Source organism: Priestia sp. FSL W8-0524 (assembly GCF_038005965.1).
GTDB classification, from domain to species: Bacteria; Bacillota; Bacilli; order Bacillales; family Bacillaceae_H; genus Priestia; species Priestia zanthoxyli.
The window spans coordinates 1,678,897-1,693,832 of sequence record NZ_JBBOUG010000001.1; the positions used below are offsets into that span (position 1 = coordinate 1,678,897).

A 14,936-nucleotide genomic window follows, 5' to 3' on the forward strand; every position below is an offset into this window, starting at 1 on the left:
TTTTCAAAGGGTGCTCAGCTGTCAGTGAGACGAGCGCCTTACTTTGTGCTAAAATAATGGTGGATATAATTGAGGTGAGCAAATGAACAAAATAGAAAAGACGGAAAAGTGGGTTCAAGCAAAGCTTGCGCATGACACGACGGGACATGACTGGCAGCATATCGATCGCGTGCGTCGAAATGCAGTGCTTTTATATAAAAAAGAAGGCGGCAACCGGGAAGTTATTGAACTAGCCGCGCTTTTACACGATGTGGTAGATGATAAGCTAGTGGAAGATGTTGAAAAAGCGTATGAAGAAGTGCGGGAGTGGCTGAAGAGTCAGCGCGTAGAAGAAGAGAACTGCAAGCATATCGTTCATATTTTACAAACGATGTCATTTAAAGGCGGAAACCGTCCGGCTATGGCCACGCTTGAAGGTCAAGTTGTTCAAGATGCAGATCGCTTAGATGCAATTGGTGCGATTGGTATCGCACGTACGTTTATGTATGCAGGTTCTAAAGGCACGGCTCTGTATGACGAAAACATTGCTGTACGAAGTGAGATGACAGAGGAAGAATACAGACACGGAAAATCAACGGCTATTGCTCATTTTTATGAAAAGTTGTTAAAGCTTACTGCGTTAATGAATACTCAAACAGCACGGTCTCTAGCGCAAGAGCGACATACATATATGAAAGAATTTTTAGTTCAATTTAAGAAAGAGTGGAATTATCATTATGAAAATGCTGACTGTTGAAAACTTAACAAAAACATATGGAGAAAAAGAGCTGTTTCATCAGCTAACGTTTACAATTACGGAAAATGAGCGAATCGGCTTAATTGGTGTAAACGGAACAGGAAAATCGACGCTTCTTAAAATTATCGCAGGTCTAGAGCTGGGAGATGAAGGGGATATTGTTCATGCTAAAGACTACAGCGTGACATATTTACCTCAGCATCCGGATTTTGATGAAGACTTAACGGTTTTAGAGCAAGTTTTCAGCGGAGATACGCCCCTTCTTAATTTATTAAAAAACTATGAGCTAGCTCTATATGCGTTAGAGCAAGATTCTGCAAACGAGAAGAACCAGCAGACACTGTATGATTTACAGCAGAAAATGGATGCGATGAACGCGTGGGAAGCCAATTCTAACGCACAGTCGATCTTAACGAAGCTGGGAATTTCAAATATGAGTGCAAAAATCGGCGAACTTTCAGGTGGACAGAAAAAGCGCGTGTCAATTGCCCAAAGCCTAATTCAAACACCTGATTTATTAATTTTAGATGAGCCCACTAACCACTTGGATTATGAGACGGTTAAATGGCTCGAAGAATATTTATCCAAATATCAAGGAGCCGTATTGCTTGTTACTCATGATCGCTATTTCTTGGATGCTGTTACAAACCGAATTTTTGAATTAGACGGTGGAAATTTATATAGCTATAAAGGAAACTATGCTGCTTTTCTAGAAGGAAAAGCGATTCGAGAAGAGCAGGAAAAAGCAACTCAAGCAAAATTAAGCAACTTATATCGCAATGAATTGGCTTGGATTCGCCGAGGAGCAAAAGCGCGTACGACTAAACAAAAAGCGCGTATTCAGCGATTTGATGAATTAGAAGGAAAACTCGATTCTTCTGAAAAAGAATCATTGGATTTAAGTTTAGCAGGCAGCCGCCTTGGGAAAAAAGTGTTTGAATTAAAAGATGTGTCTAAGACGTATGAAAATAAAATCATTCTTTCAGACTTTACGCACATCGTGAAAAAACAAGACCGAATTGGAATTGTCGGAAAAAATGGAAGCGGAAAGTCTACCCTGCTGAATATGATTGCAGGACGCATTGAGCCGGACAGCGGTGAAATTGACAGAGGACAAACGGTTAAAATTGCTTACTATACTCAAGAAAGCGATGATATGGACTTGAATCAACGCATGCTTGATTATATTAAAGAATCGGCAGAAGTTGTTCATACGACGGATGGGAAAATGATCTCTGCATCGCAAATGCTTGAGAGATTTCTATTTCCTTCACATACGCACGGAACACCGATTCAAAAGTTGTCCGGAGGAGAGCGCCGTCGTTTATATTTATTGAAATTGTTGATGACATCGCCAAATGTTTTACTGCTAGATGAGCCGACTAATGATTTGGATACTCAAACGCTAACGGTGCTTGAAGACTACCTCGAAGAATTTCCAGGTGTTGTTATCACGGTATCGCATGATCGTTATTTCTTAGATAAAGTAGCAGATTACTTACTTGTCTTTGAAGGAGAAGGAAACATTTCGACTTATTTTGGCGCTTATACAGATCAATTAGAAGAAGCGGTGAAAAAGAAGCAGGCAATGGCTCAGCAGGCTAAAGTGAAAGAAGAAAAGCCAAAACAGCCGGAGAAAACGAAAAAGCGTCGCTTAACGTATAAAGAACAAAAAGAATGGGAAGAAATCGAAGATCATATTGCAGCAAAAGAAGAAGAAATTGAACGCTTAACAAGTGAAATTGAACAGGTGGGCAGCGATTATACAAAAGCGCATAACCTATCGTTAGAACAAGAAAAAGCAAATGAAGAATTAAATGCACTGCTTGATCGCTGGGCAGAGCTTTCAGAGCTGATTGAAGAAATTGAAAACGCGTAAACAAGTCGTTAGACTGAGTATAAGCCACATGCTACAATTTTAATGAGAGGAGTACGATACGATATGAACATTAAATCAATTGAGCCAACGCCAAGTCCGAATACAATGAAAATTAATTTAGACGAAGTGCTATCAGGCGGAAAAAGCAATAACTATACGGAAAAAAATGCTGAAGCAGCGCCTGAAGTTGTTCAAGACATCTTGAAAGTAGAAGGGGTAAAAGGAGTCTATCACGTAGCGGACTTCTTAGCAGTAGAGCGAAATGCTAAATATGACTGGAAGCAAATTTTGCCGCAAGTTCGTGCAGCGTTTGGTGAAGATTTGCAGAGTAACAGCGAACAGCACAAAATGAATGAGCATTTTGGTGAGGTCAATGTGTCCGTTCAAATGTTCAAAAACGTACCAATGCAAGTTAAGCTAACGGATGGAAATGAAGAAAAGCGATTTGGTCTGCCTGAACGATTCGCAAAAGCGGTAGCAGAGCTTCAAAGCTTTTCAGATAATGTAGTGTTAGAACGGAAATGGAAAGAACAAGGCGTTCGTTACGGAGAGTTAGCGGCTATCGGAGACGAAGTAGTGGAAGAATTAGCAGCAGCATATCCGCAAGAAAGATTAACTCGCCTTGTAGCCAATGCACAAGAAGAAAAAGAAGGCGGAAAAACGGTACAGCCGCGTAAAACCTATAAAGTTACAGAAGAGATGCTAGAAGACAACGATTGGTCAGTGCGCTATGCCCATTTAGAACAAATGGATCCAACAGAAGCTGATTTAGATGTTTTAAATAAAGCGCTTGATGATGAAAAAGCATCTATTCGCCGCTTAGCTACGGTCTACTTAGGAATGATTGAATCAAAAGCGGTACTGCCTTATTTATACAAAGCATTAAAAGATAAATCAGTCACTGTGCGCCGTACTGCTGGAGACTGCATGTCGGATTTAGGTTTTGAAGAAGGTATTCCGGCAATGTGTGAAGCCCTTGGTGATAAAAACAAGCTTGTGCGCTGGCGTGCAGCGATGTATTTATACGAGGTAGGGGATGAGACGGCTCTTCCTGCATTAAAAGCAGCAGAGAATGACAAAGAATTTGAGGTAGATTTACAAATCAAGCTAGCGATTGAACGTATCGAAGGCGGAGAAGAAGCAAAAGGTTCTGTTTGGAAACAAATGACGGAAAGCAGAAAAGCATAAAAAAAGATCATTCACTTGAATGATCTTTTTTTATGACTGTTTTGCAGCGGGAGTTGGAAACTGCATAGGCTGCATCGTGTTATCAATTTTAATAGGCTGATAACCGGACTGTTTTAAGTAAGTCAAAATAGTCGGCAGAGACTGTGCCGTAAAGGATTTGTCATGAAATAAAATGACGGGTGTTCTTCCGTTGGAGTTAACCCCTTGAATATGAGGTTCAAGGCCCTGAATAATTCTAGGTGCAGAACGAAGTGCCCAGTCTTCACTGTCTACATTCCAGTCCCATAATTTAAAGTGGCTTAGCAACTCTGTACGGTGCGGCTCTTTTAAATAAGGAACGCTGCCGTAAGGAACGCGGATTAACTTACTGTCAACACCGGTTACTTTCTTAACTGTCGCTTGACACTCCTGCATTTCTTTTAACGCGGCGCCGTCTTCACTATACATGACATGAATATCATGAGAGACGCCGTGACAGCCGATGGCATGTCCTTCCTGTGCTACTTTTTTAGCAATTTCAGGGTGAGCGTCAATTTGATACTTTAACATAAAGAAAGTTGCTTTTACGTTATATTGACGCAAAGCATCTAAAATGTGAAGGGTATCAGGCGTTGGACCATCGTCAAACGTAAGGTAAACAGGCTGTGTAAGAGCTTGATTTTGATCGTTCACGGTATTTCCTACATACATATTATGGTGAAGTGTATTAAGCAGCTTCTCAGGTTGTGCTGAAGGTGCAGCTCCTTTCAGCGGCAATGCAGTAGATGCTAAGACTTGCTGAGATGCAGCGGATTCACTTCCTTTGGCTTCTGTAATAAAAAATAAAGACGCGACGATCACTAACACTAAAGACAAAAATGCATAAAATCGTTTGTTTGGCTTAAATCGTTTGTTCGGTTTAAATCGCTGGTTCAATTTGAAAATCCTTTCTACTAAACTACTATTTACTACTATAGTACAAAAAATGGAATATTAATAGTAAAAATCGACATTTTTATGGAAAAAAATTAGATGATATGACCCGGTTTTAATCTTTTTTTGTCAAATGAAAAAGGAGAACGAGACAGCGATAAGGATTTGAAGAGTGAGTAGCTAGATTTTTCCTGGTTTTTATAGTATGCTTTTAGCGTGAATGATTGTTAGGAGGAATGTTAATATGTCAATGGCATATGAAGAATATATGCGTCAGTTAGTTAAACCAATGCGTCAAGAATTAACTCAAGCTGGTTATGAAGAATTAACAACAGAGGAAGCCGTAGTTGATTTTATGGAAAACGTAGAAGGAACAACTTTTGTTGTCGTTAATTCAGTTTGTGGATGCGCTGCTGGTTTAGCACGTCCTGCAGCAACGCAAGCGTACTTACAGTCTGAGCAAAAACCAGATCAAGTGGTAACTGTTTTTGCCGGTCAAGATAAGGAAGCAACAGCTAAAATGCGTGAATATTTTGGGGACATTGAGCCTTCATCACCGTCTATGGCACTTTTAAAAGGAAAAGAAGTTGTTCATTTTATTCCTCGACATGAAATTGAAGGTCAGCCGTTAGAAGTTATTTTTGAAAACATTTTAAATGGCTTTAAGCAGCACTGTTCATAAAATGTCCTGCTTTTGTCACATCTAGTATATAGATTTTTAGAGAAAAATCGCATATACTTTATAAGAAAAAGGATGTCTATCGGCATCCTTTTTCTTTATGTAAATAGCCAAACAGTGTAGGGGGAGTTATGAAAGTGATTGTTACGACTGCTGGTCGAACAAATGAACAGATGATTGTAAAAGCCAAACAAGTAGCCGCTGATTTAAGTATACCTTTTGTAACAAGAGAGAAGAAATCTGTTGCAGATCTTCAAAATCTTGAAGCTGCAGACGTGCTGGTTGTCGGTAAAAATAGAGTAGAGTTGCACGTCCAAAATGAAGAGGAACCTATTTTTTTTCATCCAAACTCCGCTATGTTTAGAGTGAAGAGATGGCTGCGGGGAGAACGTGATCCGTTTATTGAAGCTGCTGGTTTAGAAAAAGGAATGAGCGTGCTTGACTGTACACTTGGTCTTGCATCGGATAGTATGATGGCGAGCGTAGCGGTAGGGAAAAGTGGGAAAGTTGTCGGACTAGAAGGCAACCGCTATGTAGCTTATTTAGTCAAACAAGGACTTTTAAATTGGGAAAGTGACGTACAAGAGTTGAATGATGCAATGAAGCGTATAAACGTGGTTCATCAAAATTTTGAATCGTTTTTGGCGTGTTGTGAAGATAATTCTTTTGATGTTGTCTACTTTGATCCTATGTTTCAAGAACAAATTGAGGAATCGAATGGAATTAACGGTATTAAAGCAATAGCACTGTATACCACGCTGACGCCAATGGCTATACAAGAAGCAAAAAGAGTAGCCAAACAAAAGGTCGTGCTAAAAGATCATTGGAAAAGCAGTCGTTTTAAAGAGCACGGATTTACTGTGCAAAAACGAAAAACATCAAAATTTCATTACGGGACAATTGATATACAAAAATAACCAAAAAAGTAAAATTAATTACGCTCATTGAAAAGACTTCCAAAACCTTTTAGGAATTAAAAAGTTTTGGAAGTTTTTTTTATGAATTTCATCTAAAGTTCATAAAAGTATGATATATTTTTGAACATAAAAATACTTTTGTGTTTAAGCATCCAGCAAAAAAGGAATATCTTGTATAGGTTTCCGCTCGGTGTGACAACCTCAAACAGAAGAAGGAAGGTGGTAACTGAAAAGTCGTCAAATGCCCGTAGACAGCATAAATGAATAAGCAAATATAGGTAAAAAATTAATAAGTATGTTACAATACCTAGTGAGTTATGATAATGAATTTTACAATATGAAAAGACCATATGGGAAAAGATGAGAAAGGAAAGATACGAATGCCTAGATGGATAAAAAGAATGCTAATTGTATTTATTACAGTATTTACATTTGGGCTTGTCACTCCACCAGAATATTTATACGTTGATGATGCAAAAGCGGACAAGCAACATAAAGCAGGGTATGTAAGAGAAACAACTCCTGTCACAGCTGTTATAGAAGATATTCATTTGCCATATGAAGAACCAAAATATGAAGACGTTTCATCATTTGTTACGTATGCAATGGAATCAGCTGAAAAACAGTCAGTGGAAAAATTCGGAACAAAAATTGGTCCTGTCATTGAAGATGAATTTCGTCAAGCAGTGTTACCTAAAATTGAAGAAGTGCTGACCGACATTGGCACTGAACGTGAACAGTCAATTCAGAATCTCGAGATAAGCGAGCACCCTGCTGCTGGCTACGGTGAAAAGATTTTCCATGTATATGACCGGGAAACCGGTCAGGACTTAATACGGTTTCATGTACGGCGTGAAAATCCTCCAAAAGATGGATACTGGTTTAATTTTCACTATCATGCGGCCGCAGATAATTTTCAAAAGCATTATGATTTAGGGAAAATTTATTGGAACCGAAACATGCCGCCTAAGTGGTTCAGCTGATAATAGACACAACATTCTACAATTTCGAAATGTTAGCTTTTTTAAGCTAGCATTTTTTTACGTCTAAAACCGTTATGGTCTAAATAAGCTGAAACATTAGCACAACGATAAAAAAATCGTTTATAATGAAGTCAGACTTCTTACTATAGAATTGTAGGAAGGAACGAATAGACGCTGGAGGTAACACAATGAAACAATTTACGGAAGAAAAACAATTTCGCGAACAAATTAAGAATGAAACACTAAGCGTTGGGATTTTTACGACAACGTGGTGTCCTGATTGCAAACGTTTGGATATGTTTATTGATGAAATCGTTGACGAAAATACAGATAAAGCATGGTTTAAAATTGACAAGGATGAGTTTGAAGAACTTTCTGCTGAAAACAATGTAATGGGTATTCCTTCTCTTCTTGTATATAAAAACGGTGAAAAAATTGCGCACCTGCACAGTGCAAATGCTAAAACGCCTGAAGCGGTCCGTGAATTTTTAGCAACTCTTTAATTCCCTAAGCTGCGAGAGCATTCTCGCAGCTTTTTTTGTGAGAATGGCTATTTCCATTTTTCGATGAGTGGGGTATACTAGGACAAGTGAATAATCGTAAAGCAATAAGGTCTCAATTTAAAGATTGAGTGAAAAGGGAAGTCTGGTGAAAAACCAGCGCGGTCCCGCCACTGTAAGCGCTTTGTGCGTAAGTCAGGAGACCTGCCTTATTGTTAGCTGTGAAACCTTCGAGGAAGGGTGAAGCAGGGTAATGAACATACATATCAAGTATAGTGAACGGATTCTTTTCCTGCTTATCTTGACGTTACCTGCTTTGCTTTCAATTGAAAGTAAAGCTTTTTTATTTTGAAGCTGCTGCCGAGCAGTATACATAGTCAAAGCGGAAAAAACGGGATAGCGCTGCTTTTTGCATGATCATTTGCTTTTTCTTTAACGTGGAGGTTTCGTATTCACAATGAACAATATATAGGGGGAGTATTTAGATGAAAAAATGGCTTTCGTATTCCATTATTGCGCTGTTAGTCATCGTACTTGCTGCATGCGGTGCAGGCAGCCAAAGCAACAGTGATAAAAAAACGAAGCAAGATACAGAACAAACGTCACAAGCTGCGTTTCCAGTGAAGGTAAAAGACGCGCGTGATAAAGAAATTACGTTGAAAAAACAGCCTAAGAAAATTGTTTCATTAATGCCAAGTAATACGGAGATTGTATATGCCCTTGGCCTTGAAAAAGAATTAGTCGGTGTCACAAGCAACGATGATTATCCTAAAAGCGTAAAGAAAAAAGCGCAGGTGGGAGATATGAACGTTAATGCAGAAAAAGTTATTGCTTTAAATCCTGATTTAGTGCTGGCACACGCTTCAAGTATGGGCGTTTCAGATGAAGTATTTAAACAAATTGAAAGTGCGGGTATTCCGGTATTTGTTGTAAAAGATTCAACAACGTTTGATACGGTTTATGATTCTATTACGCAAATTGGTAAATTAACGGGTAAAACAAAAGAAGCTAATCAAACAATTAAAGACATGAAAGAAAAAGTAGCTTCAATTGAGAAAAAAGCAAAAACGATTTCAAAAGAAGATCGTAAAAAGGTATGGATAGAGGTATCGGGAGCTCCTGAGATTTATACAACAGGAAAAGGTACGTTCATGAACGAAATGCTTACTATGATCGGTGCTGATAACGTAGCGGCTAGTGAAAAGGGTTGGGTTAAGTTTTCTGAAGAGCAAGTTGTTAAGTTAAACCCTGACGTTATTATCGCAACGTATGATGCAGACAAAAATGAGATTATGAAGCGTCCCGCTTGGAGCAGCATGACTGCTGTAAAAGAGGGGAACATCGAAAAGGTTGATCAAAACAAAATCAACCGCTTAGGACCTCGTATTGTAGATGGCTTAGAGGACTTAGCAAAAGCAGTATACCCTGAGGTGTACAATAAATAAAAAGAGGGACCATATTCCAGTTCGAATTGAAAAGGGGATTGGTCCCTTTTCACATCTTAAAATTGAAGAACGGCCTGAGCTTTTAATCATGAAAACCGAGACTTCTTATAAAACATACAGCTCAGGCGTTTTAGGAACAGGTATCATGGAAACGGACACCTTTTACAATCGATTTGTTCATAAAGACTATTATTCAGATACTCCTTCTTTAGAGTATGAGCAATATTTGATGAAAGAAAATGTGCGCCATGAGCAAATCGTAGGGTTGATGACAGCGGTTTGGTTAAAAGAAAGAGCGGTTTACTGTTATGAAGGCTACGGAGTAAGAGTAGCTTCCGTGATAACGGCTGGAGTAGGAAACGCAGTGGATATTACAGCTGACGAAGCTGTTCCATTTTATTCCTCTCCCGGTACAATTAATATGTTTTTTTTCGTGGAAGGCACGCTTACGGATGCGGCGTTTTTACAGCTTTTTATTGCCGCTACAGAAGCCAAAACAAAAACGCTGTCACAGCTGGGTATCATAGATCCAGCTACAAAGACGATTGCTACGGGAACATCTACGGACAGTATCTCAGTTGCAGCGTCTCAGCAAGGACCATTATATGAATATGCAGGCTCTATGACCGCTTTAGGTCAAGCGGTAGCCAAGCTGGTAAAAATAAGCTTAGAGCAGGCACTTAAGGAAAAGAGGTGAAGAAATGAGTATTGCACAAGCGATGATTGCACACCTGACAGCCATGACGATTGCTCTACTCATTGACCGAATCATAGGTGACCCAGAAAATTGGCCGCATCCCGTTCGCTGGTTTGGCAAGTGGATTTATTGGATGGATTCCAGATTAAATAAAGGCGCAGGAAAACGATTCAAAGGATTGCTTCTTGTGATAAGTATGGTGGTGCTCGCAGGAGTTATTCCTTTTTTATTCCTTCATGCTTTGTACGGAGTTCATTTTATACTAGGCGTTTTAGTAGAGGGCGTAATGATTGCGACTACTATATCCACTCGTTCCTTAAGCGAAGCTGCTTATAAGGTGCAAAAGCCGCTTCAGCTAGGAGATATGGAGAAAGCTAGATATGAAGTAAGCATGATTGTGGGACGAGATACGGATCGTTTATCAGAAGGAGAAATTGCCAGAGCGACGGTAGAGACCGTGGCTGAAAATACAAGTGATGGTATTACAGCTCCGCTTTTTTATGCATTTATAGGAGGAGGAGCCCTAGCCTTTTTTTACCGAGCTATTAACACATGTGATTCAATGGTTGGGTATAAAAATGACCGCTACTTTCTGTTCGGCTATTTTAGTGCAAAAACCGATGACGTATTAAACTATATTCCAAGTCGGTTAACTGCAGTGGTAATGACCGCTGTTAATGTAGCGAAAAGCCAATATTCTCTTTGGCATGTAACGAGTTTGATTAAGCGCGATGCTAAGAAGCATCCAAGTCCAAATAGCGGATACGGGGAAAGTGCAGTGGCTGCTCTTTTAGGTATTCAACTCGGCGGGCTTAATACATATAAAGGCATAGAATCTAATCGTGCAAAAATGGGCGAACCACTCATTCCCCTGCAAGCCGGTCATATTGAACAAGCTGTTTTCATTATGAAAAGGACGGTCTATGCTACGTGGTTATTCTATCTTTTGTTAGGAGGAGTTATTAGTGCTATTACCTACACATGGAGCTAACCCCAATGTCTTTTTAAAAGCAATAGGGGCCGAGAATTTGTCGCATCTAAAAGACTTTAGCGTAAACACAAATCCTTTAGGGGCTCCCCTTGTTCTTCACGAAAAGTGGAACGAATTCAAGGAAGCTGCGTTTAGTTACCCTGATCCTGAAGTAACAGAACTAAAAAATAAACTTGCAGCTCATCATCACGTTTCCGCTGCCCAAGTGCTGCCCACAAATGGAGCCGCTGAAGCGTTTTTCCTTATTGCTTCTTTATTTTCAGGAGAGAAAGCGGGGATTGTACAGCCGACGTTTGTCGAATACGAACAGGCAAGTAAAGCGTATGGATGTGAAGTGACATACGTTCCTTTAGCTGAAGAAAATGGCTGGAGCTGGGATATAGAGTTGATTATGAGTATTCTTCCGGATATAAAAGTACTATGGATTTGTCACCCAAATAATCCAACGGGCGTTATGTATAGTCACGAGGAATGGATGAAAGTAGTAAAAGCTGCTGCTCATCATGGTACATACTTAATAATTGATGAAGCATTTATTGATTTTGTCGAACATCAGCCTTCATTTGATTCTCTTATTCTAAACTATGAACATCTCATTGTTGTGCGTTCGATGACAAAGATGTTTAATATTGCGGGGCTTCGCCTTGGCTATATTTTGGCAAATGAAAAAATCATTAGCAAGATGTCTAAAAAACAACCTCCTTGGAGTGTAAACGGATTGTCGCAGCAAGTAGGGATGATATGTGTAGATGAAAAAGATTTTGTGAAAAAAACCGTATATTATATTAAACAAGAACGAAAACGGATCTTGAGTCAACTAGAAGAATGGGGGCTTTTGGTTTCTCCGTCTCAAACAAACTATTATCTTTGCAGCGTTCCGTCTTCTATTAAAACGCGCGATTGGCTTATCTATTTAGCAAGCCGCGGTGTGGTAGCTCGGCATACTGAAAACTTCCCATTTTTAAATGGACGCTATATCCGTTTGGCTGTGAAAACGAAAGAAGAAAATGACTATTTACTTAACGTAATCAAACAAGGACTCGATGAAATATGATCATCTTTATTAGCGGAGGGGTTCGAAGCGGCAAATCACGTGCAGCGGAGAACATGGTTCAAACTTTTTGTACAAAGCGCGCTGTTTATATTGCCACAAGCCGGCAAACAGATAGTGAAATGCAAAAACGTATCCAGCTTCATCAAGCAGAACGTCAAGCGGCGAACACGCCTTGGGCAACGATCGAGCAGTCTGTAGATTTACAACAAATTCTTCCAAACCTTCGAAGTGATGATACTATACTCTTGGACTGTGTCACAAACTGGCTTGCCAATGAGCTTTTTTTAACCGAAAAAAGGTGGCAAACAAAAGAAGGTAAACAAGAGGTTTTTCGTCAGATGATAGAAGCGCTCGATAAACTGTTTGCGCAGTCTCAGACGGTCGTGCTAGTATCTAATGAACTGTTTGAAGCGGGCGTGTTAGAGGAGCCGACATATAGCTATATGCATATGTTAGGGAAATTACATCAGTATATTGTAGAAAAAGCAGATGTGGCTATTTGTGTAGAAGCGGGACTTTCCCGTTTTAAAAAAGGAAAGGAATGTGTAAGCAAATGAAAGAATGGATAGCCATACTACGAATCTCTCTTCAGTTTTTTACGATCTTACCACTGGCTAAAACCGTTCAATGGACTGAAAAAAGAACGGCACGCTCACTTTTTGTCCTGCCTTGGATTGGCATATTACTAGGTTTAATGTTTTATAGCTTTTTACAGCTGCTTCACTATTCACCTATCACTGCTATTGTTAGCAGTATTTTAGTTTTGCTTTTGCCGCTTGTTTTAACGGGTGGTCTTCATGTAGACGGGTGGATGGATGTAAGTGATGCGTATTTTTCCCATCAGTCAAAGGAAAAGAAACTGCAGATTTTAAGCGATCCGCACGTTGGGTCTTTTGCTATTCTTTCTCTTATTGTTCTGCTTCTGCTGCGCTTTAGTGCAATCTATGAATTAACGTCTCTTTCTTCTTTATCGGTTTGGGCATGTATAACCGTCTTTACACTTCCAAGAATCGGAGCCGCTTTCTTAGTTATGAGAGATAAGCCCGCTAAAGATACGGGGCTTGCTGCTTATTTTCAAAAAGGAGTCACCAAATGGTCTATTTATGCATTTATCGTCATGAGCCTATTCTTAGTTGCTATTTTCATTGTTTTTATAGACAATAAATTCATTATCTTTTTCTTTGCCGGTTTTTTATGGCTCTGGATACGGTTTTATCGTTCGCAGTTTGGTGGCGTAACAGGAGATGTTATAGGTGCAACCATTGAAGGAGGAGAAACGTTTTTATGGATAATTCTTTGGTTATCACATGTATTCGCCATGGCATGACGCTTGAAAATCAACAAAAAAAATATATAGGGTGGAGTGATCCGCCTTTAAGTATAGAAGGGAAAAATGAATTAAAAGAGCTTTCTCTAGAGCCGGAGCTCGTTATTTCCAGTGACTTAAAAAGAGCGCTAGAAACAAGTTCAATTGTTTTTCCTAAATCTCAGGTGATTAAAAGGGAAAGTTGGCGTGAGCTGCATTTTGGAGATTGGGAAGAGAAGACGTATGAAGATTTAAAAAACATACGGGCATATAGAAATTGGATCGATCACTGGGCAGAACATACGCCTCCGAATGGTGAAAGCTTCTCAGGGTTTTCAAACCGAGTTTGGGAAGCTTGGGAAGAAGCGGTCGATTTGGCGGCTAGTCAGCAATTGCGTCACATTGCTATTGTTTCACACGGCGGACCACTGCGTTTACTTGCGTCCCATTTTAAACAGACAGCGTCGCTTTGGGATGTTTCTTTTTCTTATGGAGAAGGTTTTTCAGTAACGTGCACATACAAACAGGCAAAGGAGAGAAGAGCATGCATTTCGTATTCGGCGGTGCATTTACCGGCAAAAGAAAATGGGTGAAGCAGCAGTATGCCAGTGAGTCGATAAAATGGCATTGTTTGTATGAAGACCCCGTTTTACCGGCCATTGAGTTTGAAGAAAGTTACATTGTGCTAGAAGGATTTGAGCACTATGTTAAGGAATTAATACATAGCGAGCTGGAGGCTCCGCATCTTGTTGTTAAAAAGGTCATACAGAAGTGGAGAGACAGCGGTGTATGGGAACAGTTAATAGTGATTGGAACTGAAGTCGGCAAAGGCATTGTTCCTTTAGATCCAATAGAGCGGCAGTGGAGAGATGAATGCGGGTATGCGTATCAGCATTTGGCGGCACATGCCCAGAAAGTAGATCACATTTGGTACGGAATTGCTAATCGATTGAAGGAGGAAATACAATGAACATTTACACAAAAACAGGGGACAAAGGGCAGACAAGCTTAATTGGAGGAAGAGTAAATAAAGATGATATTCGAGTGGAAGCATACGGGACGATTGATGAGCTAAATGGCTTTGTAGGTCAAGCGATTTATCAGCTGGATGAAGCAACATTAAAAGATGTAAAAGAAGAGCTAATTACGATTCAGCATGAGCTTTTTGACTGTGGAAGTGATTTAGCATTTGCAAAAGATGATCATCCGTACAAAGTAACGAATGACATGATAGCAGTACTTGAAAAGCGCATTGATGTCTATATGTCAGAAGCGCCGGCCATTGAGCGTTTTATTTTACCTGGAGGCACACCTGCAGCGACAACGCTTCATATTTGTCGGACGATTACACGCCGCGCAGAACGGCTTGTTGTTGGCGTGCAGCGTGAGCATAAAATTAATGTGGCGGTGCTTCAGTATTTAAATCGTTTATCCGATTATTTCTTTGCTGCGGCTCGAATCGCTAACGCGCGAGAAAATGTACAAGACGTAGAGTATATTCGCAGTGCCAAAGTATTTAAACAACCTAAAAAATAATGTATAAAAAACGGTCGAGCTAAAAGCGATCGTTTTTTTTTTTTTGAGCTATTTCGATAGGCAAAATAAAGCTATAAAAAAGAGGTAAATGCATCTATAATGATAAGAGACAG

General features: G+C 39.7%; 17 protein-coding genes and 1 riboswitch. Of the genes, 16 read left to right on the forward strand and 1 reads right to left on the reverse strand.

Features of this window, described 5'->3' with window-relative positions:
• Positions 1-82: 82 nt before the first annotated feature.
• The 3 genes from NST66_RS08380 (at position 83) to NST66_RS08390 (ending at position 3,803) form a co-directional block, all read left to right on the forward strand.
• The gene (locus tag NST66_RS08380) at positions 83-736 is read left to right on the forward strand and encodes an HD domain-containing protein (protein WP_033578763.1); all 654 of its coding nucleotides are present in this window, start codon (positions 83-85) and stop codon (positions 734-736) included.
• Positions 717-2,615, forward strand: coding sequence for an ABC-F family ATP-binding cassette domain-containing protein (locus NST66_RS08385; RefSeq protein WP_033578764.1), 1,899 nt, complete (start codon positions 717-719; stop codon positions 2,613-2,615). Before NST66_RS08380 ends, NST66_RS08385 begins: the two co-directional genes overlap by 20 nt.
• Before the next feature lie 63 nt (positions 2,616-2,678).
• Positions 2,679-3,803, forward strand: coding sequence for a conserved virulence factor C family protein (locus NST66_RS08390; protein ID WP_028413648.1), 1,125 nt, complete (start codon positions 2,679-2,681; stop codon positions 3,801-3,803).
• A 30-nt stretch (positions 3,804-3,833) separates the two neighbouring features.
• Here the strand turns inward: NST66_RS08390 and NST66_RS08395 are convergent, their stop codons facing one another.
• The gene (locus NST66_RS08395) at positions 3,834-4,718 is read right to left on the reverse strand and encodes a polysaccharide deacetylase family protein (protein ID WP_340843264.1); all 885 of its coding nucleotides are present in this window, start codon (positions 4,716-4,718) and stop codon (positions 3,834-3,836) included.
• Positions 4,719-4,959: 241 nt separating this feature from the next.
• Between NST66_RS08395 and NST66_RS08400 the strand changes: the two genes are divergently transcribed.
• The 13 genes from NST66_RS08400 (at position 4,960) to NST66_RS08460 (ending at position 14,823) form a co-directional block, all read left to right on the forward strand.
• On the forward strand, positions 4,960-5,397 hold the full coding sequence (locus NST66_RS08400) for a BrxA/BrxB family bacilliredoxin (protein ID WP_013056693.1): 438 nt from the start codon (positions 4,960-4,962) through the stop codon (positions 5,395-5,397).
• Positions 5,398-5,531: 134 nt separating this feature from the next.
• Positions 5,532-6,311 (forward strand): class I SAM-dependent methyltransferase, encoded by a 780-nt coding sequence (locus NST66_RS08405; RefSeq protein WP_033579524.1) that lies wholly within the window; start codon positions 5,532-5,534, stop codon positions 6,309-6,311.
• Positions 6,312-6,691: 380 nt separating this feature from the next.
• The gene (locus NST66_RS08410; protein ID WP_028413645.1) at positions 6,692-7,294 is read left to right on the forward strand and encodes a YpjP family protein; all 603 of its coding nucleotides are present in this window, start codon (positions 6,692-6,694) and stop codon (positions 7,292-7,294) included.
• Positions 7,295-7,482: 188 nt separating this feature from the next.
• Positions 7,483-7,797, forward strand: coding sequence for a thioredoxin family protein (locus tag NST66_RS08415; RefSeq protein ID WP_013056696.1), 315 nt, complete (start codon positions 7,483-7,485; stop codon positions 7,795-7,797).
• A gap of 90 nt (positions 7,798-7,887) precedes the next feature.
• Positions 7,888-8,020: riboswitch (cobalamin riboswitch) on the forward strand.
• A gap of 259 nt (positions 8,021-8,279) precedes the next feature.
• On the forward strand, positions 8,280-9,239 hold the full coding sequence (locus NST66_RS08420; protein ID WP_028413644.1) for an ABC transporter substrate-binding protein: 960 nt from the start codon (positions 8,280-8,282) through the stop codon (positions 9,237-9,239).
• 88 nt (positions 9,240-9,327) lie between these two features.
• Positions 9,328-9,936, forward strand: coding sequence for an adenosylcobinamide amidohydrolase (locus tag NST66_RS08425; protein WP_033578766.1), 609 nt, complete (start codon positions 9,328-9,330; stop codon positions 9,934-9,936).
• Between the two features lie 4 nt (positions 9,937-9,940).
• Positions 9,941-10,927: an adenosylcobinamide-phosphate synthase CbiB gene (gene cbiB, locus NST66_RS08430; protein ID WP_033578767.1), complete on the forward strand. Its 987-nt coding sequence runs from the start codon at positions 9,941-9,943 to the stop codon at positions 10,925-10,927.
• A complete protein-coding gene (cobD, locus tag NST66_RS08435; protein WP_034269340.1) occupies positions 10,902-11,981 on the forward strand; it encodes a threonine-phosphate decarboxylase CobD in 1,080 nt (359 codons plus the stop codon). Before cbiB ends, cobD begins: the two co-directional genes overlap by 26 nt.
• Positions 11,978-12,538, forward strand: a complete 561-nt coding sequence (locus NST66_RS08440; RefSeq protein WP_033578769.1) for a bifunctional adenosylcobinamide kinase/adenosylcobinamide-phosphate guanylyltransferase — start codon at positions 11,978-11,980, stop codon at positions 12,536-12,538. The genes cobD and NST66_RS08440 overlap by 4 nt, the downstream gene beginning before the upstream one ends.
• The gene (gene cobS, locus NST66_RS08445; protein WP_028413639.1) at positions 12,535-13,308 is read left to right on the forward strand and encodes an adenosylcobinamide-GDP ribazoletransferase; all 774 of its coding nucleotides are present in this window, start codon (positions 12,535-12,537) and stop codon (positions 13,306-13,308) included. The genes NST66_RS08440 and cobS overlap by 4 nt, the downstream gene beginning before the upstream one ends.
• Positions 13,266-13,880, forward strand: a complete 615-nt coding sequence (locus tag NST66_RS08450) for a histidine phosphatase family protein (protein WP_028413638.1) — start codon at positions 13,266-13,268, stop codon at positions 13,878-13,880. Before cobS ends, NST66_RS08450 begins: the two co-directional genes overlap by 43 nt.
• Positions 13,832-14,257 carry a bifunctional adenosylcobinamide kinase/adenosylcobinamide-phosphate guanylyltransferase gene (locus NST66_RS08455; RefSeq protein ID WP_033578770.1) on the forward strand — a complete coding sequence of 142 codons (426 nt, stop codon included), beginning with the start codon at positions 13,832-13,834 and terminating at the stop codon, positions 14,255-14,257. Before NST66_RS08450 ends, NST66_RS08455 begins: the two co-directional genes overlap by 49 nt.
• Positions 14,254-14,823: a cob(I)yrinic acid a,c-diamide adenosyltransferase gene (locus NST66_RS08460; RefSeq protein ID WP_028413636.1), complete on the forward strand. Its 570-nt coding sequence runs from the start codon at positions 14,254-14,256 to the stop codon at positions 14,821-14,823. Before NST66_RS08455 ends, NST66_RS08460 begins: the two co-directional genes overlap by 4 nt.
• Positions 14,824-14,936 lie beyond the last annotated feature (113 nt).

Bases quoted from the DNA above. Each gene is read 5' to 3' on its own strand.
- cobS (WP_028413639.1), top strand. From the start codon at position 12,535: ATGAAAGAATGGATAGCCATACTACGAATCTCTCTTCAGTTTTTTACG.
- NST66_RS08460 (WP_028413636.1), top strand. From the start codon at position 14,254: ATGAACATTTACACAAAAACAGGGGACAAAGGGCAGACAAGCTTAATT.
- NST66_RS08440 (WP_033578769.1), top strand. From the start codon at position 11,978: ATGATCATCTTTATTAGCGGAGGGGTTCGAAGCGGCAAATCACGTGCA.
- NST66_RS08420 (WP_028413644.1), top strand. From the start codon at position 8,280: ATGAAAAAATGGCTTTCGTATTCCATTATTGCGCTGTTAGTCATCGTA.
- cbiB (WP_033578767.1), top strand. From the start codon at position 9,941: ATGAGTATTGCACAAGCGATGATTGCACACCTGACAGCCATGACGATT.
- NST66_RS08385 (WP_033578764.1), top strand. From the start codon at position 717: ATGAAAATGCTGACTGTTGAAAACTTAACAAAAACATATGGAGAAAAA.
- NST66_RS08380 (WP_033578763.1), top strand. From the start codon at position 83: ATGAACAAAATAGAAAAGACGGAAAAGTGGGTTCAAGCAAAGCTTGCG.
- NST66_RS08390 (WP_028413648.1), top strand. From the start codon at position 2,679: ATGAACATTAAATCAATTGAGCCAACGCCAAGTCCGAATACAATGAAA.
- NST66_RS08415 (WP_013056696.1), top strand. From the start codon at position 7,483: ATGAAACAATTTACGGAAGAAAAACAATTTCGCGAACAAATTAAGAAT.
- NST66_RS08425 (WP_033578766.1), top strand. From the start codon at position 9,328: ATGAAAACCGAGACTTCTTATAAAACATACAGCTCAGGCGTTTTAGGA.
- NST66_RS08400 (WP_013056693.1), top strand. From the start codon at position 4,960: ATGTCAATGGCATATGAAGAATATATGCGTCAGTTAGTTAAACCAATG.
- NST66_RS08450 (WP_028413638.1), top strand. From the start codon at position 13,266: ATGGATAATTCTTTGGTTATCACATGTATTCGCCATGGCATGACGCTT.
- NST66_RS08410 (WP_028413645.1), top strand. From the start codon at position 6,692: ATGCCTAGATGGATAAAAAGAATGCTAATTGTATTTATTACAGTATTT.
- NST66_RS08455 (WP_033578770.1), top strand. From the start codon at position 13,832: ATGCATTTCGTATTCGGCGGTGCATTTACCGGCAAAAGAAAATGGGTG.